Consider the following 25,885-nt stretch of genomic DNA (forward strand, 5'->3'; position numbering starts at 1 on the left):
CAAGGGAAACCTCATGCCGCCTCTCCGCGCCCTGGCGATCGCCACCTCGCTCGCCCTCGCCGCCTGCTCGCAGTCGTCCAACGAAGCGGCCAAGTCCGCCGAACATCCGGCGGCCGCCGCCAGCGCGCCAGCCACGGCGGAAGCGCAGGCGGCCAATCCGTTCTTCGCCGCCAGCACGCTGCCGTTCCAGGCGCCGCCGTTCGACAAGGTCAAGGAAGGCGATTACCAGCCGGCGATCGAAGAGGGCATCAAGCAGCACCTCGCCGAGATCGAGCAGATCGCTAACAATCCCGAAGCGCCGAGCTTCGACAACACCTATGTGGCGATGGAGAAGGCCGGCGCGCTGCTCACCCGCGTCAACCATGCTTTCGACGCCGTCACCGGCGCCAACACCACCGACGCGCTGCAGAAGGTGCAGGAAGAGGAAGCGCCCAAGCTGGCCGCGCACCAGGACGCGATCTACCTCAACGACAAGCTGTTCAAGCGCGTCGAGGCGGTGTACCAGCAGCGCGAATCGCTCAAGCTCGATGCCGAATCGCTGCGCCTGGTCGAGGTGGTCTACAAGAACTTCGTGCACCACGGCGCCAGGCTGTCCGAAGCGGACAAGGCCAAGCTGAAGGAACTCAATAAAGAAGAGTCCACCCTCAGCACCCAGTTCACCAACAAGCTGCTCGCCGCGACCAAGGCCAGCGCGCTGGTGGTGGACGACAAGGCCAAGCTCGCCGGCCTTTCCGATGGCGACATCGCCGCCGCCGCGCAGGACGCCAAGGAGCGCAAGCTCGACGGCAAGTGGGTGCTGCCGCTGCAGAACACCACGCAGCAGCCGCAGCTGCAGAGCCTGAGCGACCGTGCCACGCGCGAAGCGCTGTTCAAGGCCTCGTGGGACCGCGCCGAACACGGCGACGACAACGACACCCGCGGCCAGATCGAGCGCATCGCGCAACTGCGCGCCGAGCAGGCCAAGCTGCTGGGCTTCCCGAACTACGCCGCGTGGCAGCTCGAAGACCAGATGGCCAAGACGCCGGATGCGGCGCTCAGCTTCATGCACAACCTGGTGCAGCCGGCCACCGCGCGCGCGCAGACGGAAGCCAAGGACATCCAGGCCGTGATCGACCAGCAGAACGGCGGCTTCAAGCTCGAAGCCTGGGACTGGAGCCGTTACGCCGAGCAGGTGCGCAAGGCCAGGTACGACCTCGACGAGAGCCAGATCAAACCGTACTTCGAACTGGACAACGTGCTGCAGAACGGCGTGTTCTACGCCGCCAACCAGCTCTACGGCCTGACCTTCAAGGAGCGCAAGGACATCCCGGTGTACCAGCCGGACGTGCGCGTGTTCGAAGTGTTCGACAAGGACGGCAGCTCGATGGCGCTGTTCTATTGCGATTACTTCAAGCGCGACAACAAGGGCGGCGGCGCCTGGATGAGCAACTTCGTCGACCAGTCCCGGCTGCTCGGCGCCAAGCCGGTGGTCTACAACGTCGCCAACTTCACCAAGCCCGCGCCGGGCCAGCCGGCCCTGCTGTCGTTCGACGACGTCACCACCATGTTCCACGAGTTCGGCCACGCGCTGCACGGCATGTTCGCCGACTCGCAGTACCCGACGCTGTCGGGCGCCAACACCGCGCGCGACTTCGTCGAGTTTCCCTCGCAGTTCAACGAGCACTGGGGCACCGATCCGAAGATCTTCGCCCACTACGCCAAGCACTATCAGACCGGCGAACCGATGCCGCAGGCCCTGGTCGACAAGATCAAGAAGGCCGGCAACTTCAACAAGGGCTACGACATGACCGAGCTGGTGGCCGCGGCCCTGCTCGACATGAACTGGCACAGCCTGGGCGCCGATGCGCCCAGGCAGGACGCCGACAAGTTCGAGGCCGCGGCGCTGAAGAAGGACAAGATCGACCTCAGCTACGTGCCGCCGCGCTACCGCTCCAGCTATTTCCAGCACATCTGGGGCAATGGCTACGCCGCCGGCTACTACGCCTACCTGTGGACGCAGATGCTGGCCGACGACGGCTTCGAATGGTTCAAGGAACACGGCGGCCTGACCCGCGAGAACGGCGACCGCTTCCGCGCCATGATCCTGTCGCGCGGCAATACGGTGGAGCTGGGCAAGCTCTACCGCGACTGGCGCGGCAAGGATCCGAGCGTGGAGCCGATGCTGCTCGATCGCGGCCTGAAGGCCGCGCCGGCTGCGAAGAAATAACCCCGGTGTCGTGGCCTGGCGGTGCATCGGACGATGCGCCGCCAGGCCGGACGGCGTCCTGCCGGAAAGACAGGGCGCGTTGCTGCAATGGTTGTACGGAAAGAACGTTTTTCGCATTCACTTACGGAGAAGGTCATGCAAAAACTGTCGTCCATGCTTGCATCCATCGTTCTGTCGGCCGCCTTCGGCCTGTTCGCCGCCGCGCCTTCGGCGCATGCGCAATCCACCGGCGTGGCGTTGTCGTGCGGCGTCAATGTCTGCGATGCCACTGCGACCAGCCCAGGTTCGCCCACGCCGTTCGTCTACAACTGGTCGTTCACCGGCACCGCGCACCTGTCCGCGCCGTTCCACTGCAACAACAGCGGGCTGCTGGGCCACAAGGCCCAATGCACGTTCCAGTGCCTGCAGCCGTACAACGACCACATCATCATGAAGGTCACGGTGCAGGACGCGACCGGTGCCTATATCGGAGATGCTTCGTCGGGTGCGGTCTGCAACGGCACGGCCGGCGACATCTGAGCCGGCGAAGGTTTTCGATCAGAAAGGGCCGGCCTATGCCGGTCCTTTTTTTCATGCCGCCAGCGCGTCCGCGCGCACCGCGCCCGGACTGATGCCGCTGACCCGCTTGAACAGGCGGCGGAAGGCGGCCTCGCTGGCGTAGCCGAGGCGTTCGGCGATCGAGGCGACGGATAGCTGGCGTTCGCGCAGCAGTTTCTCCGCCACGCTGACGCGCCACTGGGTGACGTACTGCATCGGCGGCATATGCATGAGCTGGGTGAAGCGTTCGGCGAAGGCCGAGCGCGACATGCACGCCAGCGCCGCCATCGATGGCATCGTCCACGGCTCACCGGGTTTTTCGTGCACGGCGTGCAGCACCTTGCAGATGCGCGCATCGGCCAGCGCGGCGAACAGGCCCTGGCGTTCGACGTTGCGGCTGGCGTAGTCGCACACCGCCAGCGCGAACAGCGTGTCGGCCAGCTTGTTGAGCAGCACCTGGCGGCCGGGCTGCCGCGACTGCGAGACCTGCACCATCATGTTGGCGAGCTGGCCGAACATGTCGCCGGCCTCGCTGGAGCGCACCGTGAAGCAGGGCGGCAGGGCATGGCTCAGCGGATGCCGTGCATGCGCCGGAAAGTGCAGTTCGCCGCAGATCAGGCTGGTGGCATCGTCCTCGTGGGTGGTGGCGCGCAGCCGGTGCGGGTCGCCGTGCGGCAGCACGACCAGGTCGCCCGCCGCCAATTCCATGCGCAGCCCGATGGCCTTGCTTTCCACCTGGCAGTTGCCGGTGCCGACCAGATGGAACAGGCCGCAGTGATAGCGCGGCTCCTCCAGGAACCAGGAGCCGCAGTACTGCAGCTCGGCGACGATATCGACGCGCAGGTTCGACTGCAGCAGCAGGGCCTCCAGTGCGGGGGATACCGCACAGGGCTGGCCCGGGATGGAGCTGGGCAGGGCGGACATGGGCGTTCTCCCTCGATGGTTCGCCCTAGGGATTCGGCCGCGGTGGCCTGCGGGTTACCTAGGACGAATCAAGTCAGGATGATCGGGGAGCCGACCCGGCTGGCCGGAGACTATCCGTCCGTGGGGCGCAGCTCCCGGATCAGGCCGGCATCGATCCAGCCGTGCAGCATGGTCGCCAGGCGGGCAAGGGCTTGCTGCGGTGCACGCTGGGTCTGCGCCAGTTCGCACAGCCTGGAGAAGGGTTCGTCGCGCGTGGCCGCCCACAGCAGCTGGCACTCGTCCAGGCCCAGTGGCCGGTAGCGGACGGTGTGCGCCTGGCGCCACACGATCAGCCGCCGCGGCTGCGCGCGCCGGCGCAGGTGCGGGCGCGGCGCGCCGGCGTCCACGGCAGTGCGGAAGGCGTCCACATTGGTGACCAGGGCCAGCCACTGCAGATGCTGTTGCGGCACCAGGTGCAGGCCGGCCCAGTCCTGCGGCGCGATGGCGGCCAGCGCGTCCGCGCCGAGCGCCGGTTCGTCCGCCGCGTCGAAGCAGGTGGAGATCGCCCAGTCCAGTTCGGCCGCCTCGGCGAACGCCGGCCGATCGCGCCAGGGCAGCGCGTAGCGCAGGAAGGCGGCGAGCCCGGCGCCGTGCCAGCGCAGGTTGTAGTGCTCCGACGGGCAGGCGTCGATATAGCGGTCGAGCAAGGCCGTAAAGCGTCGCCCGGCCAGGCTGGCGACGGTGGGGAATTCGTTGGACAGCGCTTCGCGCAGGCGTGCGCGGTAGCCGTGGCGGTAGATCGCCAGCCGGCTCCTGGCGTCGGCGATGCCGTCGCCGACCAGCTCGGGCAGGGGCATCGCGGAAGCGCCCATCACGGCCCGCTGCAGGCGCAGTTGCAGCGCTTGCAGGTCGCTCATGCGGCGGCCCTCGCCAAGGGCTCGGCCAGCCGGCGCGCGTGTTCCAGCTCGGCCAGCAGTTCGCTCAGCGGCGGGATGTGGTCGTCGCGCTCGATCATGGTCGAGACCGCGCCGAAGCGGCGCACCGCCGCCTCGTACAGCGCCCACACCGGCGAAGGCACGGGGGCGTCATGCGTATCCACCAGCAGCGCCGCGCCGTGTTCGTGCCCGGCCAGGTGGAACTGCTGCACGCGCTCGACCGGCACGCCGTCGATGTAGCGCATCGGATCGAAGCCGTGATTGCAGGCGCTGACGTAGATGTTGTTGATGTCCAGCAGGATCAGGCAGTCCGCGCGCCGCGCCACTTCGGCCAGGAATTCCCATTCCTCCAGCTGCGCCTGCGCGAATCGGATATAGCTGGAGACGTTCTCCAGCAGGATGCGCCGCTGCAGCCGGTCCTGCACCTGGCGTACGCGCGCGACGACGTGCTCCAGCGCTTCTTCGGTATACGGCAGCGGCATCAGGTCGTGCAGGTTGACGCCTTGCACGCCGGTCCAGCACAGATGGTCGGACACCCAGGCCGGCTCGATGCGCCGGGCCAGCGCGTCGAGGCGCGCGAGGTAGCCCTCGTCCAGCGGATCGGTGCCGCCGATCGACAGCGAGACCCCGTGCATCGCCAGCGGAAAGCGCGCGCGGAAGCGTTCCAGCCACACCAGCGGCAGGCCGCCGGGGACCAGGTAGTTCTCGGAGATGATTTCCAGCCAGTCGACCCCTTGCGGGTGGTCGAGCAGCGACTGGTAGTGCTCCACGCGCAGGCCGAGGCCGTAGCCGAGGTAGGGCGGGCGATTTTTATCGATAGCGCTCATCGCAAGTCATCTCCTCAGTCCCCAAAGGCGAACCCTTCTCCCTCTGGGAGAAGGTGCCGGCAGGCGGATGAGGGTTCGGGCGGAGTAGTGCGCACCACTCCGCCCGAACCCTCACCCCAACCCCTCTCCCGACGGGAGAGGGGCTCAACCGCATCAGGCCTTGTTCTCGGCCTGCGCCTTATCGCAGTCCGCCTGGTTCTTCTGCATGGTGAAACCCTGGCCCTTGCACGCGTTCTGGCCTTTACAGGCATTGCTCGCCTGCTTGCACGCGCCGTGGCCCTTGCAGGCCGAGGAGTTCATGCACTTGACCGACGCCGTCGCGCCCTGCGCCTTGTCGCCCTTGGCATTGTCGGCCATCGCGGCGGAGGCCGCGGTGATCGCGAACAGGCCGGCGACCATGGCCGCCATCGCACCGCTCTGCAAAGTCTTCTTCATGGCTTTAGTCCCTCTCAAGTGTGGGTGCCGCCCGGGGCGGCGGTTACGTCCAGTCCGTGCGCCGGTGGCGCGGGTCGGTCTCGACGCCGGGCATTCTGCGCGGCCTGGGGGAAGCGCGAATGTGCCCTGGTATCCGTGGTTCATGCCCGATCGTCCGGTAGCGCGAAACTTTCGTGATGCCGGACCGCGGGCAAGAAAGCGTGGACGCCCGGGCATGGCGGCGCCGGCAGGCGGGGCCGAAGATGCCGCCCACTTTCCTCGATGGGATAACTCCGATGCGGACCTTGATTGCCACCCGGGCCTCGCGCCTGCTGGACCTGCTGCATGCCGGCCGCTGGCTGGGGCCGCTGGTCATGCGCCTGGGCTTTGGCTACTTCTGGCTGGAAACGGGCATCGCCAAGGTGCAGCACGTGGCGGGGTTCGCCGAGCGCTTCGCCAGCTGGGGCATTCCGTTTCCGCTGCTCAGCGCCACCGTCTCCGCCTGGACCGACCTGATCGGCGGAGCGCTGCTGATGCTGGGCCTGTTCACCCGCCTGATCAGCGTGCCGATGCTGATCAATATGGTCATCGCGCTGGTGCTGGTGGTGTCGCGCGATATCTCGGGCCTGGACGAGTACGTCGAGAGCTCCGAGCTGACCTACATCCTGATCCTGTTCTGGCTGCTGATCGCCGGCCCCGGCAAGGTCAGCCTGGATACGCTGCTGGCGCGCTGGCTCGGCATCCGCACGCGCGACTGAAACGAACGAGGCGCGGTGGATGCCGCGCCTCGTCGTTGCCGATACGGTGGGCGATGCTCAGTAGGCGAACTCGCCGAACACCGGATCCACGCTGCCGTTCCAGGCCCCGTTGAACAGTTCGAGCTTGCGCTCGGCCGGCGTCTGGTTGGCTTCGACGATTTCCAGCAGCGGCTCCAGGAAGATGCTTTCGTCGGCGCCGTGGTGATTGAGCCGGGCGCGGCGCTTGAGGCCATGCGCGGCGATCTTCAGCGTCTCGGCCGCCAGTTCGCGCACCGAGTGGCCGCGGAACGGCAGCTTCAAGGCATGCTTGGGCACGCCATCACGCAGCGCGTGGCGTTCCGCGCGGCTGAAGTCCTTGACCAGGTCCCAGGCGGCGCTCAGCGCCTCGTCGTCGTACAGCAGGCCGACCCACAGCGCGGGCAGCGCGCACAGCCGGTTCCACGGGCCGCCGTCGGCGCCGCGCATTTCCAGGTACTGCTTCAGGCGCACTTCCGGGAAGGCGGTGGTGAGATGGTCGGCCCAGTCCTTCATGGTGGCGTGCGTGCCGGGCACGGCCGGCAGTTCGCCGCGCATGAAGCGCTTGAAGTCCTGCCCGGCCAGGTCGATGTAGCGGCCGTCCTGGTAGCTGAAGTACATCGGCACGTCGAGGATGTAGTCGACGTAGCGCTCGTAGCCGAAGCCGTCCTCGAACACGAAGTCCAGCATGCCGGTGCGATGCGGGTCGGTATCCGTCCACACTTGCGAGCGGAACGACTGATAGCCGTTCGGACGGCCATCGGTAAACGGCGAATCGGCGAACAGCGCGGTGGCGATCGGCTGCAGCGCGAGGCTGGTGCGGAACTTGCGCACCATGTCCGCTTCGGTTTCGAAGTCCAGGTTGACCTGCACGGTGCAGGTGCGCGTCATCATGTCCAGGCCGAGCGAGCCGACCTTGGGCATGTACTCGCGCATGATCTTGTAGCGGCCCTTGGGCATCCACGGCATTTCGTCGCGGCGCCACTTCGGCTGGAAGCCCATGCCGAGGAAGCCGATGCCGAGGTCGTCGGCGATCGAGCGCACTTCTTTCAAGTGCGTGTTCACTTCGCGGCAGGTCTCGTGGATGTTCTCCAGCGGCGCGCCGGACAGTTCGAGCTGGCCGGCCGGCTCCAGCGTCACCGAGGCCTTGTCGCGCGACAGCGCCACGGGGATGTCGCCTTCGCGGGCGATGTCCCAGCCATAGCGTTCGGCCAGGCGCTCAAGCAGGACGCGGATGCCGCGCTCGCCTTCGAACGGCGGCGGGCGCAGGTCGTCGGTGAGAAAACCGAATTTCTCGTGCTCGGTGCCGATGCGCCAGTCTTCACGGGGCTTCTCGCCGGCGGCGAGGTAGTCGACCAGCTGCTGGCGGTCGCCAATGGGCGTGCTCTTGACGGCACTGGGTATGGACACGATCGGCTCCTTCGCGGGAATCGCAGCACTGTGGGGGTGGTTGGGGGATTTTCAAAGTGCCGCATTACATAAAGCCCCTCGCGCTGGCGAGGAGTTGCACCGCGCAGATCGGGTTCAGCCGCCCGGCGACGGCCGCCCGGCGTCCGGGGCGCGGAGCGGGAAGTCGATGCGCATCCGCACGCCACGGCCGCAGCGGCCGTCCAGGATGCTGAAGCTGGCGCCGTGCGCGCGCGCCGATTCCTCGACGATGGCCAGGCCCAGGCCGCAGCTGTCGCCGTCGCTGTTGAGGCCGCGGTAGAAGCGCTCCTTCACTTTCTCGCGTTCGGCCGGCGGAATGCCGCTGCCGGTGTCGTCCACTTCCAGGAACGGCCGCCTGTCCTGCACGCCACAGCGCAGCGTGACATGGCCGCCGGCCGGCGTGTGGCGGATGGCGTTGTCCACCAGGTTCATCAGCAGCTCGTGCAGCACCCAGTACACGCCGGCCACGCGGGCCGGCTGGCAGTCGGCGCCGAGGTCGATGTCGCGGGCCAGGGCGCGGTCCAGCGAGGAGCTGATCACCTGGGCGATCAGCTTGCTCAGGTCCACCGGCAGGAAGCGGCTGGAACCGTGCGCCGATGGCTCGGCACGAGCCAGCGCCAGCAGCTGGTTGGCGGTGTGCGCCAGGCGGTCGACGCCGCCGTGCAGCAGCGCGATGCGCTCGTGCAGCGCGGTGCCGGCGGTGTCGCGGGCCAGCACTTCGAGTTGGGCCTTGACGCCGGTGAGCGGCGTGCGCAGCTGATGCGCCGCGTTGGCGAGGAAGTGCTGCTGCGACAGCGCGGAATCGCGCACGGTGGCCAGCAGCGTATTGAGCGATTCGACCAGGGGCAGCACTTCGCTGGGCACGTTGTCGGTGGGCAGCGAGGTGAGGTTGTGCGAGGGGCGGTGGGCGAGCTGGTCGCGCAGGCGCTGCAGCGGACGCAGCGCCACGCTGATGCCGAACAGGGCGATGCCGAACACCAGCAGCATCTGGATGCTGTCGTTCACGCCGAACGACACGTCCATGCGCTGCACCGCCAAGTCGCGGCGATGCGGCGTCTCGCCTACGGTGATCACCAGCGGCTCGCCGCCTTCGACCACGCGGTAACTGAGCAGGCGCAGCTGCAGGCCCTGGTAGGTGGCGTCCGCGTAGGCGAACTCGTCGTCCTTCTCCGGCGGCACGATCGGCAAGTCTTCCGAGCCGGCGTAGGTCGAGCCTTGCGCATTGCTGACGCGATAGAAGAAGCGCTCTTCCGGCAGCGCGCGCAGCGGCGGCGGCGGATGGTCGGGCAGCATGATGTCGAACTGCCCGCCGGGCTGGCGATGGATCTGCGCGGCGATCGCCAGCACGGCGCGCGACAGCGAACGATCGAACGAGGCGTAGATCGGCGCGACGATCGAGTGATGGTCGACCACCACCCCGATCACCAGCATCGCCGTCAGCGGGGCCAGCAGATAGCCGAGCAGGCGGCGTCGGACGCTGGGGCGTCGCGGCTTGATTTCAGCCGTCCTCGAGCCGGTAGCCGAGGCCGCGGATGCCGCGGATCGAGGCCGAATCGCCCAGCTTGCTGCGCAGGCGCGACACGTGCACTTCGATGGCGTTGCCCGAGATGTCCTCGCTCCAGCCGGCGATGGCCTGGGTCAGGCGCTCCTTGCTCACCACCTTGCCGCTGTGGTGGGCCAGGCATTCGAGGATCGACCATTCGCGCCGGGTCAGCTCCAGCGCCTCGCCGGCGGCGTTGATCGCGCGGCGGCCGGCCAGGTCGATGCGCAGGCGGCCGACGGTGAGCTCGTTGGCGCTGGCGGCGCTGGCCCGGCGGATCAGGGCGCGGCAGCGCGCGGCCAGCTCCGGCAGGGCGAAGGGCTTGACCAGGTAGTCGTCGGCGCCCAGGTCCAGCGTGCTGACGCGGTCGTCCAGGCCATCGCGGGCGGTGACGATCAGCAGCGGCAGGCCCTGGCCGGAGCGGCGCAGGCGGCGCACCAGGCTCAGGCCGTCCTCGCCGGGCAGGCCTAAGTCGATGATGGCCAGGTCGTAGTGGGCGCTGTCCATCATGCCGGAGACCGGCTCGGCGTTGCCCACGTGGTCGACCACATAGCCCTCGCCGGTAAGGCCACGGACGATGCCATCGGCCACCAGCGGATCGTCTTCGACTAGCAGTATGCGCATAAGAGGCACGGTGAACGGAGTGCCCGGCATGCTAGCAGGCGGATGCCCGGAGGAAATAGCTGGCAAGGCTAAGAAAAAACTAAGGTCGCCGCGCGCCGGCGGGTCGATACGCCGCCATCACGCCCTGGCATTTCCCACCGCGCGCCTTGCGATCGGACAGCGGGATGCGTGCGAGGAAGTACCCGGATAGCGCTGCAGATTCGTACAAATACTGGATCGCGCGGGATGCGCTCTGAATCTCGCGTCCAAACCACGCCCTACCCACGAGGCGTCGGCAAAGATGATCGCCACGGAGACGCCCGCAGCGCGGCCCGGAACGGGCGATCGACCTTTCCGGCATGACGGCTGCAGCTCCGTGTTCACTCCGCTTCGGGACCGAAGCGCCATGGATCATCAATCAGGCGAGGGTTTGCCATGTCATACATTTCGATTGGAAACGAAGATTCCCGCTACGAAACCCTGAAGAAGGGCTTCAACCAGCGCTGGCCGTCCCCCGGCCAGGACGCCGGCGCGATCTATGTCTGCCGCACCGTGGAAGATGCCGAACGCGCCCTGCAGAACGCCGTGAACCAGGGCTTGCGCCCCACCGTCCGCAGCGGCGGGCATTGCTACGAAGGATTCGTATCCAACAATTCCGGCGGCGTCATCATCGATATCGGCCAGCTGACCGAGCTGAGCGTCGACGACAGCACCTACCGCGTCGGCGCCGGTACGCAGAACTGGGACGGCTACGTCAACCTGTTCAAGCTCACCGGCAGCCTGCCTCCGGGCGGCTCGTGCTATTCGGTCGGCGTGGGCGGCCATGTGGTGGCCGGCGGTTACGGATTGATGTCGCGCATGCACGGCCTGACCGTGGACTGGCTGAAGGCGGTCGAGATCCTGACCGTGGGCAAGAACAGCGCGGTGGAGCGCCGGCTCGTCGACGCCAGGAACGATCCGGATCTGTTCAAGCTCTGTCGCGGAGGTGGCGGCGGCAACGTCGGCATCATCACCAGCTATCACTTCGATCCGCTGCCCAAGGCACCCGCCAAGGTGGCGCTGCTGGTGAAGCAGTATCCGTGGGCGCAGTTCGCGAACGACAAGCCGAGGTTCAAGGCTTTCCTGCAGGCCTATGCCAACTACATGAAGCGGGCCGACGGCGATCCCCGCACCTATGGCCTGTTTACCCTGTTCAAGCTGACGCACGTCAGCGCGGGAAACATCGGCCTGGTGGTGCAGTACACGGACCAGAACGGACAGCTGGAAGATACCCAGCCGCTGCTCGACCTGATCAAGGCTATGGATTCGGTCGCGGAAGGCGCGCTGCACACCGCTTATATGCCGGGCACGGGGCCGCTTCCTTTCGCGCGGCATCCCGTCTCGCGTCAGGCCGCCGGCGAGCTGCCGGAAGGCTCCATCGTGTACGACTGGCTGTATGCGACGCAGACGGTCAATGGTTCGGGCAACAACCAGCGCGGCAAGTACAAGTCCTCGTACATGAAGGACGTCTTCACCGACCACGAAATGGACGCGCTCTTCAAGTATCTGGTGCAGGAAGGCGATGGCGACTTCTCGCAATCGCTGGTGCAGGTCGATTCGTATGGCGGCGCCATCAACCGCAAGTCTGCAGGAAATAATGGTTTCGATCCGACCGCGAATCGGACGGCGGTGTTCCAGCGCAATTCGATCATGAAGCTGCAGTACCAGACCTACTGGACGGACAGCGCCAATGACGAGAAGCACATCCAGTGGCTGCGCGATTTCTATTACGACGTGCACCGCTTCGACGGCTATAACGGCACGCCGTATCCGAAGTCGCTGGCGTTGCCGGCGTCCCGCTACGAAGGTTGCTACATCGGTTATCCGGACATCGACATGCTGACCGGCGAGGACTCGTCCAAGCCCTACTACAACTGGGGCGAGCTCTATTACGGGCCTTTGTACAAGGAACTGGTCGCCACCAAGAACAAGTACGATCCAGGTAGGCAATTCCGCTTCTCGATGTCGTTGGGAGCTCCGGCGCCGCCCGCGCATGGCTTCTAAGGATTGAAGCCACGTCGGCATGTGGGTTTGCTTCATGGACGCTTCGAAGCATTCGGTCCGACAGCTGTGGCCTTGAGGCCGATCCGGGAGTCGCCGTACTCCCGGATCACTCAAGCCGTAAATCAGTTCGCTCCCGGTCAATTCGCTTAGCCAACGACCGCGGCCAGGCCCAGGGTAAGCAGTAGAGCGACGACGGAGATCAGCGTCTCCATCACGGTCCAGGTCTTGAGCGTCTGCGTCACCGTCATGTTGAAGTACTGCTTGACGATCCAGAAGCCGCCATCGTTGACGTGGGACAGGATCAGCGAGCCGGCGCCGGTGGCCAGCACCATCAGTTCCGGATGCACCGCCTTGCTCGCCGCCGCGGCGATCGGGGCGACGATGCCGCAGGCCGTGCCCATGGCCACGGTGGCGGAGCCGGTGGCGATGCGCAGCAGGGCGGCGATCAGCCAGCCCAGCAGCAACGGGGAAATCTGCGAAGCCTGGGTGGCCGCGATGATGGCGTGGGACACGCCCGAATCGAGCAGGATCCGACCGAAGCCGCCGCCGGCACCCACCACCAGGATGACGGTCGCCGTCGGCGCGAGGCAGTCGTTGGTGAAGCCCAGAATGGTTTCGCGGCTGAAACCGCGCCGCTTGCCGAAGGTGTAGAAGCTCAGCAGCACCGCGATCAGCAAGGCCGCGACCGGATTGCCGACAAAGCCGAGCACGTCGTTGAGGCGGGTGCCCGGCGTCGACAGCTGGTCGGCCCAGGTGCCGACCAGCATCAGCAGCACCGGCAGCAGCAGGGTGATCAGGGCGATGCCGAAACTGGGCAGCTGGCGCGACCCGTCCATCTCCACGAATTCCTTCTCGAGCGGGTTGTCCCCTTCGACGGTGACGTAGCGCGTGATCCAGCGGGCGAACAGGGGGCCCGCGATGATCGCCGTGGGCAAGCCGACCAGGATCGCGTACAGGATGGTCTTGCCGATATCCGCCTTGTACGCGGTCACCGCCAGCAAGGCTGCAGGGTGTGGTGGCACCAGTCCATGCACCACCGAGAGGCCCGCGGCCATGGACAGGCCGATCAGCAGCAGCGGCATGCCCGCACGCTTGGCGATATGGAAGGCGACCGGGATCAGCAGCACGAAGCCCACGTCGAAGAATACCGGCAGGCCCACGATGAAGGCCACGAACATCATGGCCCAATGCGCGCGCCGCTCGCCGAACGCGGCGATCAGCGTGTGCGCGATGCGTTCGGTGCCGCCGGACTCGGCCATCATCTTGCCGAGCATGGTGCCCAGCGCGATCAGCAGCGCGATATGCCCCAGGGTGCCGCCGGCGCCGGTTTCGAACGCCTTGACGATGCCCTTCATCGGCATGCCGACCGCGGCGCCCAGGCCCAGCGAGACGGCGAGCAGGGCGACGAAGGGATTGAGCTTCAATGCCGCGATCAGATAGATCAGGACGATCACGGCCAAGGTGGCCGCGAGCAGCAAGGCATCGCCTTGCAACAGGAAGTTGGTTTGTATGGGATTCATTGCCTCACCGGTGTGCGATGGATACGGGACACCGGCTCAACATGCCTTACAAAACGCTCATATCAGTTGGCAATCGGCTTTGCGCGACGTGTTTTCAGCAGACTCCTATGGGTGCCCGGCGCCGTGCTACGAAAGCTCCTATCTGGTGGGTCGATTGGCCACGTATCGATGCGTTGAAGCCACACATCGATACCGTCCCGATCAGGCGCGCTACGGCTTTTTGTAAGCCACGCAATCGACCTCCACCTTGCAGTCGACCACCATGCTGGACACCACGCAGGCGCGCGCCGGTGGATGCGCGCCGAAGTACTGCTTGAACACGCGGTTGAAGCTAGGGAAGTCGCGTGCATCGTCCAGCCATACGCCGCAACGCACGACGTGCTCGGCGCCATAGCCGGCCTCGGCCAGGATCGCGATCAGGTTGCGGATGGTCTGGTGCGATTGCTCGATGATGCCGCCGTGGATCACCTCGCCATCGACCATCGGCGTCTGTCCGGAAACGAACAGCCAGCCATCGGCGCCGGCGGCGCGGGCGAACGGCAGATGCTGGCCACCGGTGCCGGAGCCGCCTTCGACGCCGAATCGAACGATGGGATCAGTCATGGAACATTCCTTAAGGTTTGCGGGTGACGAAGCTCAGCCAGCGACGGCGACCACGGACGCCGTCGCATGGCGGGGAAGATAGCGGCCGGCACGCAGCGGCTGCGCACTGCCCAGGTGGTAGGACAGCACGCCATTGACCCACACCGCCGCGATGCCCGCCGCCTGCTGTCGCGGCTGCTCGAACGTGGCGGTGTCGCGCACGGTGTCCGGATCGAACAGCACCAGGTCGGCCCAGTAGCCCTCGCGTACGAAGCCGCGTTCGAGCAGGCCGAAGCGTTCGGCCGACTGGCCGGTCATCTTGCGCACGGCGGTGGCCAGGCTGAACAGGCCGCGCTCGCGGCTGTAATAGCCCAGCACGCGCGGGAACGCGCCCCACAGCCGCGGGTGCGGATGGGTGTCGTGCGGCAGGCCGTCGGAGCCGATGGTGGTCGCCGGGTGGGCCAGGATGCCCGCGACATCGGCATCGGACATGTTGTGATAGACCGCGTTCGCCGGCTGCAGGCGGCGCGCGGCGTCGAGCAGGCCGGTGCCCCAGTGTCCGGCGATCTGCTTGAGCGTGCGCCCGGCCAGCTCGGGATGCGGCGACGAGGCGGTGATATCGATCTCGAACTCGTCGGTGACCTGCTTGAGATCGAGCGTGGACGAGCTGGCGATATAGGGGTAGGCATCGCAACCCACGGCTTGCTCGCCCTGCGCCGTCTCGATCGCGCGCAGCACTTCGCCGGCGCGGCCCCAATTGGCTGAGCCGGCACATTTCAGATGCGAGATCACCACCGGCGCGTGCGCATGCCGGCCGATGCGGCAGGCCTCGTCCATCGCATCGAGAATGCCGGCGAACTCGGTGCGCAGATGCGTCGCGTACATGGCACCCGCCGCGGCCAGCGGTTCGGCCAGCGCCATCACTTCCTCCGTAGTGGCGGCAAAGGCATTGCCGTAGGCCAGTCCGGTGGACAGGCCCAGCGCACCGTGTTCCAGCGCTTCGCGCAACTGCTGGCGCATGGCGTCGATCTCTTCCGCGCTGGCGCAGCGGTCGAGCTGGTCGAGATGGTTTTGGCGCAGCGCCGTATGCCCGACCAGGGCGGCGACGTTCACCGCCGGTTGCGCATCGGCGATGGCCTGGACGTAGGCGGCGAAGGTGGGATACGCAAACGCATCGGCCGGGCCGAGCAGATTCATCGGATCGGGCGGCTCGCCATGCAGCGTGACCGGCGCCGCGCTGATGCCGCAGTTGCCCACCACCACCGTGGTCACGCCCTGCGACAGCTTGGGCAGCATGTCGGGCGCGCGGATCACCTGCAGATCGTCGTGCGTGTGCACGTCGATGAAGCCCGGGGCCAGCGCATGGCCTTCGCCGTCGAACTCGTCGCCGCCCTGCCAGTCACCGCTGCCGGCGCGGACGATCGCGGCGATGCGGCCGTCGTGAAGGGCCACGTCAAAGCGGCTGTCATCGGTTTCCGCGCCGCTGCCATCGATGATGCGAACGCGGCGGATGACGGTGGAGAAATACTGCATGGCGATCCTCGGTTGGAAGGAGCTGAAGCCTGGCGTCCGGCGGCCATCGGGAGCCGTCGCAGTGGAATGATCTGACGGGTAAATCTGAAATTTCGATGCGTGCCATGGAGTCGGCGTTTGCATGCGTTCAAGATCGATGACCGATCGCCTATGATCAAATTTTTCCGTGGCATCCCCTCGCATTTAGGACAATTCCCTATGCTTGATCGAAAGTCGCCGAGTGGCGTGACGCCTTCCTTCGTTCATCCGCTCGACAAGGGCATCGGTGCGCTGGACGCGCCCTGCGTTCCGGAAGACGTCGCCGCGCGTGGCTGGAATCTGTACGACGAAGACCTGAGCCTGCCCACGGCCGTGCTGTCGCAATCGCGGCTCGAGCACAACCTGGCATGGATGCAACGCTTCGCCAGCGAATACGGCGCCAGGCTCGCGCCGCACGGCAAGACCACCATGGCGCCGCGCCTGTTCGCGCGGCAGCTCGAAGCCGGTGCATGGGGCATCACCTTGGCGACGGCGCAGCAGACGCGTGTGGCTTATGCGCATGGCGTGCGGCGCGTGCTGCTGGCCAACCAGCTGGTCGGGCGGCGCAATATGGCCATGGTGGCCGAACTGCTGGCCGATCCCTCGTTCGAGTTCTTCTGCCTGGTCGATGGTGTGGACCAGGTGCGGCAGCTGGCGGCGTTCTTCGGTGCCTTCGGGCAGAGCGTTCAAGTGTTGCTCGAACTGGGTACGCAAGGCGGACGCACCGGCGTGCGCGACGATGCGCAAGCGCAGGCTGTGCTCGATGCGCTGGCGCAGACGCAAGGCGTGGTGCGGCTGGCCGGCGTGGAGGTCTACGAGGGCGTGTTGAAGGACGAGGCGGTGATCCGCGCCTTCCTGCAGCGCGCCGTCCGCACGCTGCAGGCGCTGGCGCAATCCGGTCGTTTGCAGCGCACGCCGGCGGTGCTGAGCGGCGCGGGCTCGGCGTGGTACGACGTCGTGGCGGAGGAGTTCGCCAAGGCCGAGATCGGCATGCTGCTCGAGGTGGTGCTGCGTCCGGGTTGTTATCTCACCCACGACGTCGGCGCGTATCGCGCCGCGCAGGCGCGCATCCGGACCAGCAACCCGATCGCGCAACGCATGCAGTCGAACCTGCTGCCGGCGCTGCAGGTGTGGGCCTACGTGCAATCCGTGCCGGAGCCGGAGCTGGCGATCGTGGCGCTGGGCAAGCGCGATGCCGCGTTCGATGCGGGCTTCCCGACGCCGGCTGCACAGTTCCGCCCCGGCGGGGTCTCGCCTTCGGCGGTGCCGGAGCACTGGGCGATCACCGGCATGATGGACCAGCACGCCTATCTGAAGATCGCCGCCGGCGACGATCTTCGCGTGGGCGACATGCTCGCCTTCGATATCTCGCACCCCTGCCTGACCTTCGACAAGTGGCGGCAGCTTCCGGTGATCGACGATGCCGGGCAGGTGGTCGACATCGTGCAGACCTATTTCTGAGACGGCAGGACTCAAGCACATGGCGCAGATCCTGGCCTTCGGCGAGCCGCTCGCCGAGTTCAACCAGACCCGGCCGGGCAACGCCGAATGGCGGCTCGGCTACGGCGGCGATACTTCCAATTTCTGCATCGCGGCGGCGCGACAAGGCGCGCGTGCCGGCTATATCAGCGCGGTAGGAGAAGACCGCTTCGGCGCGGGCCTGCGCGAGCTGTGGCAGGCGGAGCAGGTCGATCACACCCATGTGCTGAGCGATGCGCAGGCGCCTACCGGCCTGTACTTCGTCTCGCACGATGGGTCCGGACACCACTTCGATTATCTGCGGGCGGGCTCCGCCGCAAGCCGCTATGCCGCGGTGCAACTGCCGCGGCCGGCGATCGCTGCGGCGCACGCCCTGCATCTGTCGGGCATCAGCCTGGCGATCAGCCAGAGCGCCTGCGATGCCGGCCTGGCCGCGATGGAACAGGCGCGCGCGGCCGGCGTGATGGTCTCGTTCGACACCAATCTGCGCTTGCGCCTGTGGCCGCTGGCGCGTGCCCGCGCGGTGATGCGCGAAGCCTTGTCGATGTGCGACTTGTGCCTGCCGAGCTGGGACGACATCACCGCCGTGCTCGATTGCCATGAGCGCGACGCCATCGTCGATACCTTGCTGTCGTGGGGGATCAAGCTGGTCGCACTGAAGATGGGTGCGCGCGGCTGCTATGTCGCCACGCCGGAGCAACGCAGCCTGGTGCCGCCGCACGCCGTCGACGCGGTCGACGCCACCGGCGCGGGGGACTGCTTTGGCGGCGCCTTCGTCGCGCGCCTGGTGGCGGGCGACGATGCGGTGACGGCGGCCCGCTATGCCAATGTGGCCGCGGCGCTGTCGACCACCGGCTACGGCGCCATCGCCTCCATTCCCCATGCCGACGTGGTGCACGCCGAGTTGAGCAGACACGCCTGCGTTTCATGAGTGGTGGAAGGCTCCGATAAGCGGCACGGGTTCCTGGCCGGCGGGATCCACCGGCCGGGAACGTCATGGCTGCCGTTCAATACGCCATATTGAAGGCGGCCCGCGGACTCACGAACGAGCGCGTGTTGTGGCCGGCCACGCTCACCTGGGCCCCGACGATCAGGCCGTACTGGCTGTTGAAGTTGTATTCGATGCCGGGCGTCACGCTGTAGACCGCGCCGTAGTTGTCCGTGCGCCGCATCGCCCACCGCTTGCCTTCCTTGCCGTGCACGTCGCCGTCCAGCCTGGCGCGGCCCTGGCGGCTGGCGCTGACGTCCAGCGCCAGCACCCAGCGCGGGTCCAGGCTGTATTCGGCGCCGACGCTGAGGCTGAGCTGCGCGCCGGGGTGATAGCGCCCGCGAAAGCCGCGCGGCGTGCTGTACACGCTGACGTCGCGCAGGCGTACCGCCGGAGGGCGCGGACTCCAGGAGAGCTGGCCGCGGATGCGCAGCGGCCGCTCGTTGGGCATCCAGAACGTCCGCTGCGCGAGCAGCGACAGCGTAGTGCGCCGCGCGCCGCTGCCCATCGCGTCGAAGGCGTGGTCGCGCAGGGAGTCGTAAGGAGCGGTAAGCAGGTTGTGCTGCACGAACACTGACACGGCCGGCCGGGTGCCGTCCTGGCTCGGTGCCTGCAGCAGGTATTGCAGGCGCACCGAGGCGTCGGTGGCGCGCATGGCGGTGGTGTGCTTGCCGTTCTCCGAGGTGCGGGCGGCGCCCAGGTTCAACTTGCCGGTCAGGCGTGGCGCGATGCCGTAGGCGATCGGCAGCAGTACCTGCCATTGCGAGGAGGAGTGCGGCAGTTTCCTGGATTGTCCCGATGCGTCGTAGCGTTCGTTGGCGTAGATGTAGATCAGATTGGGCGTGAGGATGAGCGCGCCCTGGCGCACGGTGTTCGGATTGGAAGTGACCAGCGTGCCGGTGTAGTTGATTTCGGGAGGTATGCGATCTTCCGCGAACACGGCGGGAGAGCAGGCCAGCAGGAGCAGCGGCAGGTATCGTGCAAGTCCCGGTTGTTTCGTCTTCGTTTGCAGCATGAGCGAACGCCTCTCGCGGTAGGGAGACGCTTCAATACACTCAGCTGGAAAGCCGATGAAATGCGGAAGACTCTGAATTTTGAGTGCGCTTGCCGCGCTGCGCACGCGGCAAGCCGCATGGGATATGGCGTTGTCTCGATGGGTCGGGAAAGAGTCCCAATTTTCGGTTGGCGTGCAGTGCGGCCGCTTTTCATCGATAGCGCGCAGCGCTGGCGCCGAAAAAAATAAGGCCGGCATAAAGCCGGCCTTATCGAGTGAAACGCGGATGCGCTTCAGCGCTTCATGGAGTTGAAGAACTCGTCGTTGGTCTTGGTGTTCTTCATCTTGTCCAGCATGAACTCCATCGCCGCCAGCTCGTCCATCGGATGCAGCAGCTTGCGCAGGATCCAGATCTTGGAAAGCATGTCCGGATCGATCAGCAAGTCCTCGCGGCGGGTGCCGGAGCGGTTGATGTCGATGGCCGGATACACGCGCTTCTCGGAGATGCGGCGGTTCAGGTGCACTTCCATGTTGCCGGTGCCCTTGAACTCCTCGTAGATCACCTCGTCCATCTTGCTGCCGGTGTCGGTCAGCGCGGTGGCGATGATGGTCAGCGAGCCGCCTTCCTCCACGTTGCGCGCGGCGCCGAAGAAGCGCTTGGGCCGCTGCAGCGCGTTGGCGTCCACGCCGCCGGTGAGCACCTTGCCGGAGCTGGGCACCACGGTGTTGTAGGCGCGGGCCAGGCGGGTGATCGAGTCGAGCAGGATCACCACGTCCTTCTTGTGCTCGACCAGGCGCTTGGCGCGCTCGATCACCATCTCGGCGACCTGCACGTGGCGCACGGCGGGCTCGTCGAAGGTGGAGCTGATCACTTCGGCGCGCACGGTGCGGGCGATTTCGGTCACTTCCTCCGGGCGCTCATCGATCAGCAGCATGATGAGGTGGACGTCCGGGTGGTTGTACTGGATGGCCTGCGCGACGTTCTGCAGCATCATCGTCTTACCGGACTTCGGCTGCGACACGATCAGGCCGCGCTGGCCGCGGCCGATCGGCGCCACCAGGTCCAGGATGCGGCCGGTGATGTCTTCGGTGGAGCCGTTGCCGCGCTCGAGATGGAACGCCTTGCGCGGGAACAGCGGCGTCAGGTTCTCGAACAGCATCTTGTTCTTCGACGCTTCCGGCGGGTCGCCGTTGATGTCGTCGACCTTCAGCAGCGCGAAGTAGCGCTCGCCTTCCTTCGGATGGCGCACGCGCCCGGTGATGTAGTCGCCGGTGCGCAGGTTGAAGCGGCGGATCTGGCTGGGCGAGACGTAGATGTCGTCCGGGCCGGCCAGGTAGGACTCGTCGGCCGAGCGCAGGAAGCCGAAGCCGTCCTGCAGGATTTCCAGCACGCCCTCGGCCCAGATGCCGCCGCCGGAGCGGGCGTGGGCCTTGAGGATGTTGAACACCACGTCCTGCTTGCGGGCGCGGGCGACGCCTTCCTGGATGCCCAGCGATTCGGCGAATTCCAGCAGCTGGATCGCGTTCTTGCGCTTGAGCTCGGTCAGGTTGATCAGGCGGTCGTTGCTGCCGGCGTCGGCGTACTCGTCGTCCACCGGCAAGCCATTGTTATTGCGCACATGTTGCTGGCCACCGCCCTGGTTGCCCTGGCCGCCGCCCTGGCCACCCGGGCCACGCTGCTGCTGTTGCGGCGGGTTGCCGTTGCGCTCGTGGCGGCGCCGGCGGCCGCGGTCATTGCGGTCGTTGCGACGGTCGTTGTTCGGGTTCTGGCCGCCCTGCTGCTGCGGCTGGCCACCTTCGCGAGCCTGCTGCGGCGCGCCCTCGCGGGGTGCGGCATCGCCCTGGAAGGCAGGTGCGGAGTCGACCGGCAGGCTAGCCTGCACCGGTATGGGCGGCAGCGGCGGCGGCGGCTCGAATGCGGGCTTTTCCACGCGGGACGCGCTCTCGGCGGCAGCCGCCGCAGCGGCAGCGGCGGATTTGCGTGGCGCGCGGGTACGCGGCGTTTCGGACGCAGTCTTGGATTCGGCGCTCTTGGCGTCGTTCTGGTCTTGGCTTTCGATATCAGACACGGGCAAACCTCACGGGGCGCCGTTAAGTACAGGAGGGAAGGGTGCGCGCGGGGCGCGAAGGGCGCGGGGGGACGGGAGTCCCGACAGGCCCGAGGAATCTAACACCCGCCGCGCGGCGCCGTAAAGCGGGCGGCGGGTGAAGGGGGTGGTTGCTTCAGATCGACTTGTCGATCAACTGCTTCAGCTGGCCCTTGCTGACGGCGCCGATCTGGGTGGCTTCGACCTTGCCGCCCTTGAACACCATCAGGGTGGGGATGCCGCGCACGCCGTAGTCGCGGGGCGTCTTCTGGTTGTGGTCGATATTGATCTTGACGATGCGCAGCTTGCCTTTGTATTCCTCGGCCAGTTCGTTCAGGGCCGGCGCGATCGCCTTGCAGGGGCCGCACCACTCCGCCCAGAAGTCCAGCAGGACGGGGGTATCGGACTCCAGCACTTCCTTCTGGAAGGCGTCGTCGCTTACATGGGTAATCAGGTCGCTCACCGGGGTCTCCGATTGACAGGTAGGGGAAGGTTTGACGACCGCGCGGCCAGCATCGGCTACACTGGGGCGCCCATGAAGCGCGGGTCGGACCGGAAAAAGGAAGTGATGCCGTTGCGGCAGGCCTCCATTCCAGCGTAACTCAGGGCACGATTCAAGCGATTCAAGGGCCGCCTTCGCGGCAGTTCCGGCGATATAGGGAAGCGGGCAGAGCCGCCTGTTTCCCTATGTCGGCGGAACTGCCGGTCGTCAAGGCCCGCCACCTCGGCGCCAGTCGCGAGGCGCACCGCGGTCACCCGCGAGCCCTCGCCGCTGACCGGCCAACCTGTCGCGCTGGCCGGCGCCGCACCCTTAACCCGTCCTCCAGGCTTTCCGACCGCCTCCGGGACAGGGCGAGCCGCTATGCGGCCGCCCCACCGACGACTGACATCCATGTCCCAAACTGTTCTTACCGATACCTTTTTCACCAATTTCGACCTCCATCCGCTGCTGCAGCAAGGCCTCGACGAGGCCGGGTTCACCCGCTGCACGCCGATCCAGGCCCTGACCCTGCCCATGGCGCTCACCGGCCGCGACGTCGCCGGCCAGGCCCAGACCGGCACCGGCAAGACCTGCGCCTTCCTGGTCGCCCTGATGAACCGCCTGCTGAACAGCCCGGCCGTGGCCGAGCGCAAGGACAGCGACCCGCGGGCTCTGATCATCGCGCCGACCCGCGAGCTGGCCATCCAGATCGACAAGGACGCGCGCAGCATCGGCCGCCACACCGGGCTGAAGACCGCGCTGATCTACGGCGGCGTCGACTACGACAAGCAGCGCAAGCAGTTGCAGGACGGCTGCGACATCATCATCGCCACGCCCGGCCGCCTGCTCGACTACTACAAGCAGCACGTGTTCGGCCTCAACGGCGTCGAAGTGATGGTGATCGACGAGGCCGACCGCATGTTCGACCTCGGCTTCATCAAGGACGTGCGCTTCATCTTCCGCCGCCTGCCGGCGCGCGAGCAGCGCCAGGTGCTGCTGTTCTCGGCCACGCTCAGCCACCGCGTGCTGGAGCTGGCCTACGAGCACATGCACAACGCCGAGAAGCTGGTGGTGGAGACCGAGAACGTCACCGCCGACCGCGTGCGCCAGCAGGTCTACTTCCCCTCCAAGGAAGAGAAGATGCCGCTGCTGCTGAACCTGCTCGAGCGCACCAACCCGAGCCGCAGCATCATCTTCGTCAACACCAAGATGGCCGCCGAGCGCATCACCGACCGGGTCAAGCGCCAGGGTTACCGCGTGGGCGCGCTGTCCGGCGACGTGCCGCAGCTCAAGCGCCAGAAGCTGCTGCAGCGCTTCCAGGACGGCCAGCTCGACATGCTGGTGTGCACCGACGTGGCCGCGCGCGGCCTGCACATCCCGGCGGTCAGCCACGTCTTCAACTACGACCTGCCGCAGGACGCCGAGGACTACGTGCACCGCATCGGCCGCACCGCGCGCCTGGGCGCCGAGGGCGACGCGGTCAGCTTCGCCTGCGACCTGTACGCGATGTCGCTGCCGGATATCGAGACCTATATCGGCCAGCGCATCCCGGTCGCGGCGATCGATCCCGAGATGCTGGTGATGCCCAAGCCGCGCGAGATGGACGCGCAGTTCGCCGCCGACGCGGCCGCCGACAGCGCGGCGTTCGGCGACAAGGTCGAGAACCGCGAGAAGGACGGCGGCGGACGCGGTTCACGCCGCGGCGGTCCGGGCGAACGCCGCCCCGGCGAGCGCCGCTCGGGCGAAGGTCGCTCCAGCGAAGGCCGGCCGCCGCGCGAGGCGCGCAAGCCGCGTGAAGCCGACCCGGCCGCAGTTGCTGCTGACGTGGCGCCGCAGGCACCGGTTGCCCGTCCCGAAGCCGGCAACGAAACTGCCGGCGCGGAAGCGCCGAACAAGCGCCGTCGCCGCCGTGGCGGTCGCGGTCGCCGTCGCGAAGACGCGCCGGTGGAGAACGCCGCACCGGCTGCCGCCGACGCCGCACGCGGCAACCGCGACGGGCATCGTCCCGCGCGCGAACGCGGTGGCGCGGACACCGGCCCGCGGCCGTCGCGCCAGGTGACGGCCACCGCCGCGGGGCACGCGGAAGGCGCGCCGAAGAAGCCGGGCTTCTTCCGTCGCCTCGCGCGTTTGTTCACCGGCCGCTGAACTCCTTCGCCGCCGCGCACGCCAATCGCGTCGCGGCGGCCTGCGCGGGGATCGTTTTGCTACGCGCATCCCGTATCCTTGCCGGCAGTGCGGGATCAAGGATCGAGGACACGCGGTGATCCGCTTCGACCAAGTCAGCAAACGCTACGAGGGCGGCCATGAGGCGCTCTCGCAGCTTTCATTTCAGGTGGCGACGGGCGAGATGGCCTTCGTCACCGGCCATTCGGGCGCCGGCAAGAGCACGCTGTTGAAGCTGCTCGGCCTGATCGAGCGCCCGTCGCACGGCAGCATCGCGCTCGATGGGCAGAACCTGGCCAAGATCGGGCGCGGCGGCATTCCCAAGCTGCGCCGGCGCATCGGCATGGTGTTCCAGGACCATCGACTGCTGATGGACCGCACCGTGTTCGCCAACGTGGAACTGCCGCTGGTGATCGGCGGCGTCGCCCCGGCCGAGCGCGGCCGGCGCGTGCGCGCCGCGCTGGAGAAGGTCGGCCTGCTCGCCTACGAGCGCCAGCTGCCGGCCACGCTGTCCACCGGCGAGCAGCAGCGCGTGGGCATTGCCCGCGCGATCGTGGCCAAGCCCACCTTGCTGATCGCCGACGAGCCCACCGGCAACCTCGATCCGCAGCTCGCGGTGGAGATCATGGGCCTGTTCGCCGAATTCCAGCATGTCGGCACCACCGTGCTGGTGGCCAGCCACGACCTGCCGCTGATCAAGCGCATGCGCAAGCGCGTGGTGGTGCTCGACCACGGCCGCCTGGTCGCGGATATCGCCGCGGAGGAGGTGCTGTGAGCGCGCCGCAGGATCTCGATACCCCGATCGTGGCCGAACCGAACCGGGTCGAACGCAGCCGTCCGCGTCCGGTCGCCAGCTGGCGCGACCACCACGCCTGGAGCGCGGGCGCCAGCCTGCGCCGGCTGATGTCGCGCCCGGTCGGCACCTTGCTGACGGTGGCGGTGATGGCGCTGGCGCTGGCGCTGCCGCTGACCTTCTATCTATTGCTGGGCAATGTGCAGCAGCTCGGCGCGGCGCTGGGGCAGAGCCAGGCCGTGTCGGTCTTCATGCAGCCGGGCCAGACCGGGCCGGCGGTGGAGATGATGGCGACCAAGCTGCGCGAGCGCGCGGACGTGGCCTCGGTGGCGGTGAAGAGCCCGCAGCAGGGCATGGACGAACTGGCCAAGATGCAGGGCTTTTCCGGCGCGCTGAACACGCTGGACAGCAACCCGCTGCCGTACGCCCTGGACGTGCTGCCGAAGCCTGGTGCCAATGCCGACGACGTGGCCCGCCTGGTCACCGACCTGCGCGCCATGCAGGGCGTGGACCTGGTGCAGGACAGCGGCACCTGGCGGCAGCGGCTGGATGCGCTGCTCGGGGTGGGCAACCGGGTGGTGCTGATCCTGGCCGGCCTGCTGGCGCTGGCCGTGCTGCTGGTGGTCGGCAATACCGTGCGCGTGGATATCGCCAGCCGCAGCGAGGAGATCGGCGTGCTGATGCTGATCGGCGCCAGCGGCGCCTTCGTGCGCCGTCCTTATCTGTATGCGGGCATCTGGTACGGCCTGTTCAGCGGCGTGCTCGCCGCCGGCATGGCGCTGCTGATCGAGATGGCGCTGGCCGAGCCGGTGACACGCCTCGGTCATGTCTACGAGGGCAAGCTTCAGCTCGGCATGCTGCCGCTGTGGCTGCTGGGCGCGGTGCCGGTGGCCGCGGCGGTGCTCGGCTGGCTGGGCGCACGCCTGGTCAGCGCCTGGCAATTGCGCAAGGCGGCCTAGGTCAACGACGAAAGTGACGCCGGTCGCAGGCAACTGCAGGGCCGGCAGGGCAAGATGCCCGGATGGAAGGACGCAAGGG

General features: G+C 67.3%; 22 protein-coding genes. 9 read left to right on the forward strand and 13 right to left on the reverse strand.

What is annotated here, in order from left to right:
- Positions 1 to 13 precede the first annotated feature (13 nt).
- Both dcp and AB4083_RS06185 read left to right on the forward strand, forming a co-directional pair.
- On the forward strand, positions 14 to 2,206 hold the full coding sequence (gene dcp / locus AB4083_RS06180; RefSeq protein WP_441606892.1) for a peptidyl-dipeptidase Dcp: 2,193 nt from the start codon (positions 14 to 16) through the stop codon (positions 2,204 to 2,206).
- Positions 2,207 to 2,341: 135 nt separating this feature from the next.
- Positions 2,342 to 2,725: a hypothetical protein gene (locus tag AB4083_RS06185; RefSeq protein WP_441606893.1), complete on the forward strand. Its 384-nt coding sequence runs from the start codon at positions 2,342 to 2,344 to the stop codon at positions 2,723 to 2,725.
- Between the two features lie 51 nt (positions 2,726 to 2,776).
- Here the strand turns inward: AB4083_RS06185 and AB4083_RS06190 are convergent, their stop codons facing one another.
- The 4 genes from AB4083_RS06190 to bufA2 all read right to left on the reverse strand — a co-directional run bounded on the left by AB4083_RS06190 (position 2,777) and on the right by bufA2 (position 5,843).
- The gene (locus AB4083_RS06190) at positions 2,777 to 3,667 is read right to left on the reverse strand and encodes an AraC family transcriptional regulator (protein WP_441606894.1); all 891 of its coding nucleotides are present in this window, start codon (positions 3,665 to 3,667) and stop codon (positions 2,777 to 2,779) included.
- Between the two features lie 110 nt (positions 3,668 to 3,777).
- Positions 3,778 to 4,563, reverse strand: a complete 786-nt coding sequence (locus AB4083_RS06195) for an HvfC/BufC family peptide modification chaperone (protein WP_441606895.1) — start codon at positions 4,561 to 4,563, stop codon at positions 3,778 to 3,780.
- The gene (gene bufB, locus AB4083_RS06200; protein ID WP_441606896.1) at positions 4,560 to 5,408 is read right to left on the reverse strand and encodes an MNIO family bufferin maturase; all 849 of its coding nucleotides are present in this window, start codon (positions 5,406 to 5,408) and stop codon (positions 4,560 to 4,562) included. Before bufB ends, AB4083_RS06195 begins: the two co-directional genes overlap by 4 nt.
- A gap of 153 nt (positions 5,409 to 5,561) precedes the next feature.
- Positions 5,562 to 5,843, reverse strand: a complete 282-nt coding sequence (gene bufA2, locus AB4083_RS06205) for a BufA2 family periplasmic bufferin-type metallophore (protein ID WP_441606897.1) — start codon at positions 5,841 to 5,843, stop codon at positions 5,562 to 5,564.
- Positions 5,844 to 6,118: 275 nt separating this feature from the next.
- Here bufA2 and AB4083_RS06210 point away from each other — a divergent pair, with 275 nt between their 5' ends.
- Positions 6,119 to 6,580 (forward strand): DoxX family protein, encoded by a 462-nt coding sequence (locus AB4083_RS06210; RefSeq protein WP_441606898.1) that lies wholly within the window; start codon positions 6,119 to 6,121, stop codon positions 6,578 to 6,580.
- A 57-nt stretch (positions 6,581 to 6,637) separates the two neighbouring features.
- On the opposite strand, the gene AB4083_RS06215 is transcribed toward AB4083_RS06210, so the two are convergent.
- From AB4083_RS06215 to AB4083_RS06225, 3 genes are all read right to left on the reverse strand, one after another.
- Positions 6,638 to 8,005 carry a glutamate--cysteine ligase gene (locus AB4083_RS06215; RefSeq protein ID WP_441606899.1) on the reverse strand — a complete coding sequence of 456 codons (1,368 nt, stop codon included), beginning with the start codon at positions 8,003 to 8,005 and terminating at the stop codon, positions 6,638 to 6,640.
- 114 nt (positions 8,006 to 8,119) lie between these two features.
- On the reverse strand, positions 8,120 to 9,454 hold the full coding sequence (locus AB4083_RS06220) for a sensor histidine kinase (RefSeq protein WP_441606900.1): 1,335 nt from the start codon (positions 9,452 to 9,454) through the stop codon (positions 8,120 to 8,122).
- A gap of 67 nt (positions 9,455 to 9,521) precedes the next feature.
- Positions 9,522 to 10,187 carry a response regulator gene (locus AB4083_RS06225; RefSeq protein WP_441606901.1) on the reverse strand — a complete coding sequence of 222 codons (666 nt, stop codon included), beginning with the start codon at positions 10,185 to 10,187 and terminating at the stop codon, positions 9,522 to 9,524.
- Between the two features lie 414 nt (positions 10,188 to 10,601).
- Here AB4083_RS06225 and AB4083_RS06230 point away from each other — a divergent pair, with 414 nt between their 5' ends.
- Positions 10,602 to 12,209 (forward strand): FAD-binding protein, encoded by a 1,608-nt coding sequence (locus AB4083_RS06230; protein ID WP_441606902.1) that lies wholly within the window; start codon positions 10,602 to 10,604, stop codon positions 12,207 to 12,209.
- A 146-nt stretch (positions 12,210 to 12,355) separates the two neighbouring features.
- Here the strand turns inward: AB4083_RS06230 and AB4083_RS06235 are convergent, their stop codons facing one another.
- The 3 genes from AB4083_RS06235 to AB4083_RS06245 all read right to left on the reverse strand — a co-directional run bounded on the left by AB4083_RS06235 (position 12,356) and on the right by AB4083_RS06245 (position 15,844).
- Positions 12,356 to 13,729, reverse strand: a complete 1,374-nt coding sequence (locus tag AB4083_RS06235; RefSeq protein WP_441606903.1) for a GntT/GntP/DsdX family permease — start codon at positions 13,727 to 13,729, stop codon at positions 12,356 to 12,358.
- A gap of 210 nt (positions 13,730 to 13,939) precedes the next feature.
- A complete protein-coding gene (locus AB4083_RS06240) occupies positions 13,940 to 14,332 on the reverse strand; it encodes a RidA family protein (RefSeq protein ID WP_441606904.1) in 393 nt (130 codons plus the stop codon).
- 33 nt (positions 14,333 to 14,365) lie between these two features.
- Positions 14,366 to 15,844, reverse strand: coding sequence for an N-acyl-D-amino-acid deacylase family protein (locus AB4083_RS06245; protein WP_441606905.1), 1,479 nt, complete (start codon positions 15,842 to 15,844; stop codon positions 14,366 to 14,368).
- Positions 15,845 to 16,042: 198 nt separating this feature from the next.
- Between AB4083_RS06245 and AB4083_RS06250 the strand changes: the two genes are divergently transcribed.
- Positions 16,043 to 17,323, forward strand: coding sequence for an amino acid deaminase (locus tag AB4083_RS06250; RefSeq protein WP_441606906.1), 1,281 nt, complete (start codon positions 16,043 to 16,045; stop codon positions 17,321 to 17,323).
- Positions 17,324 to 17,342: 19 nt separating this feature from the next.
- Positions 17,343 to 18,272 (forward strand): sugar kinase, encoded by a 930-nt coding sequence (locus tag AB4083_RS06255; protein WP_441606907.1) that lies wholly within the window; start codon positions 17,343 to 17,345, stop codon positions 18,270 to 18,272.
- A gap of 76 nt (positions 18,273 to 18,348) precedes the next feature.
- Here the strand turns inward: AB4083_RS06255 and AB4083_RS06260 are convergent, their stop codons facing one another.
- The 3 genes from AB4083_RS06260 to trxA form a co-directional block, all read right to left on the reverse strand.
- Complete coding sequence (locus tag AB4083_RS06260; protein WP_441606908.1) at positions 18,349 to 19,344, reverse strand: hypothetical protein; 996 nt, start codon at positions 19,342 to 19,344, stop codon at positions 18,349 to 18,351.
- A 272-nt stretch (positions 19,345 to 19,616) separates the two neighbouring features.
- On the reverse strand, positions 19,617 to 21,392 hold the full coding sequence (rho, locus tag AB4083_RS06265) for a transcription termination factor Rho (RefSeq protein ID WP_441606909.1): 1,776 nt from the start codon (positions 21,390 to 21,392) through the stop codon (positions 19,617 to 19,619).
- Positions 21,393 to 21,546: 154 nt separating this feature from the next.
- Positions 21,547 to 21,873: a thioredoxin TrxA gene (gene trxA, locus AB4083_RS06270; protein ID WP_441606910.1), complete on the reverse strand. Its 327-nt coding sequence runs from the start codon at positions 21,871 to 21,873 to the stop codon at positions 21,547 to 21,549.
- 429 nt (positions 21,874 to 22,302) lie between these two features.
- On the opposite strand from trxA, the gene AB4083_RS06275 reads away from it, so the two are divergent.
- From AB4083_RS06275 to ftsX, 3 genes are all read left to right on the forward strand, one after another.
- Complete coding sequence (locus AB4083_RS06275; protein ID WP_441606911.1) at positions 22,303 to 24,036, forward strand: DEAD/DEAH box helicase; 1,734 nt, start codon at positions 22,303 to 22,305, stop codon at positions 24,034 to 24,036.
- A gap of 115 nt (positions 24,037 to 24,151) precedes the next feature.
- Positions 24,152 to 24,829: a cell division ATP-binding protein FtsE gene (gene ftsE / locus AB4083_RS06280; protein WP_441606912.1), complete on the forward strand. Its 678-nt coding sequence runs from the start codon at positions 24,152 to 24,154 to the stop codon at positions 24,827 to 24,829.
- A complete protein-coding gene (gene ftsX, locus AB4083_RS06285) occupies positions 24,826 to 25,806 on the forward strand; it encodes a permease-like cell division protein FtsX (protein WP_441606913.1) in 981 nt (326 codons plus the stop codon). Before ftsE ends, ftsX begins: the two co-directional genes overlap by 4 nt.
- Positions 25,807 to 25,885: the final 79 nt, after the last annotated feature.

This window comes from Dyella sp. 2RAB6, from assembly GCF_052115385.1.
Lineage (GTDB): Bacteria > Pseudomonadota > Gammaproteobacteria > Xanthomonadales > Rhodanobacteraceae > Dyella_D.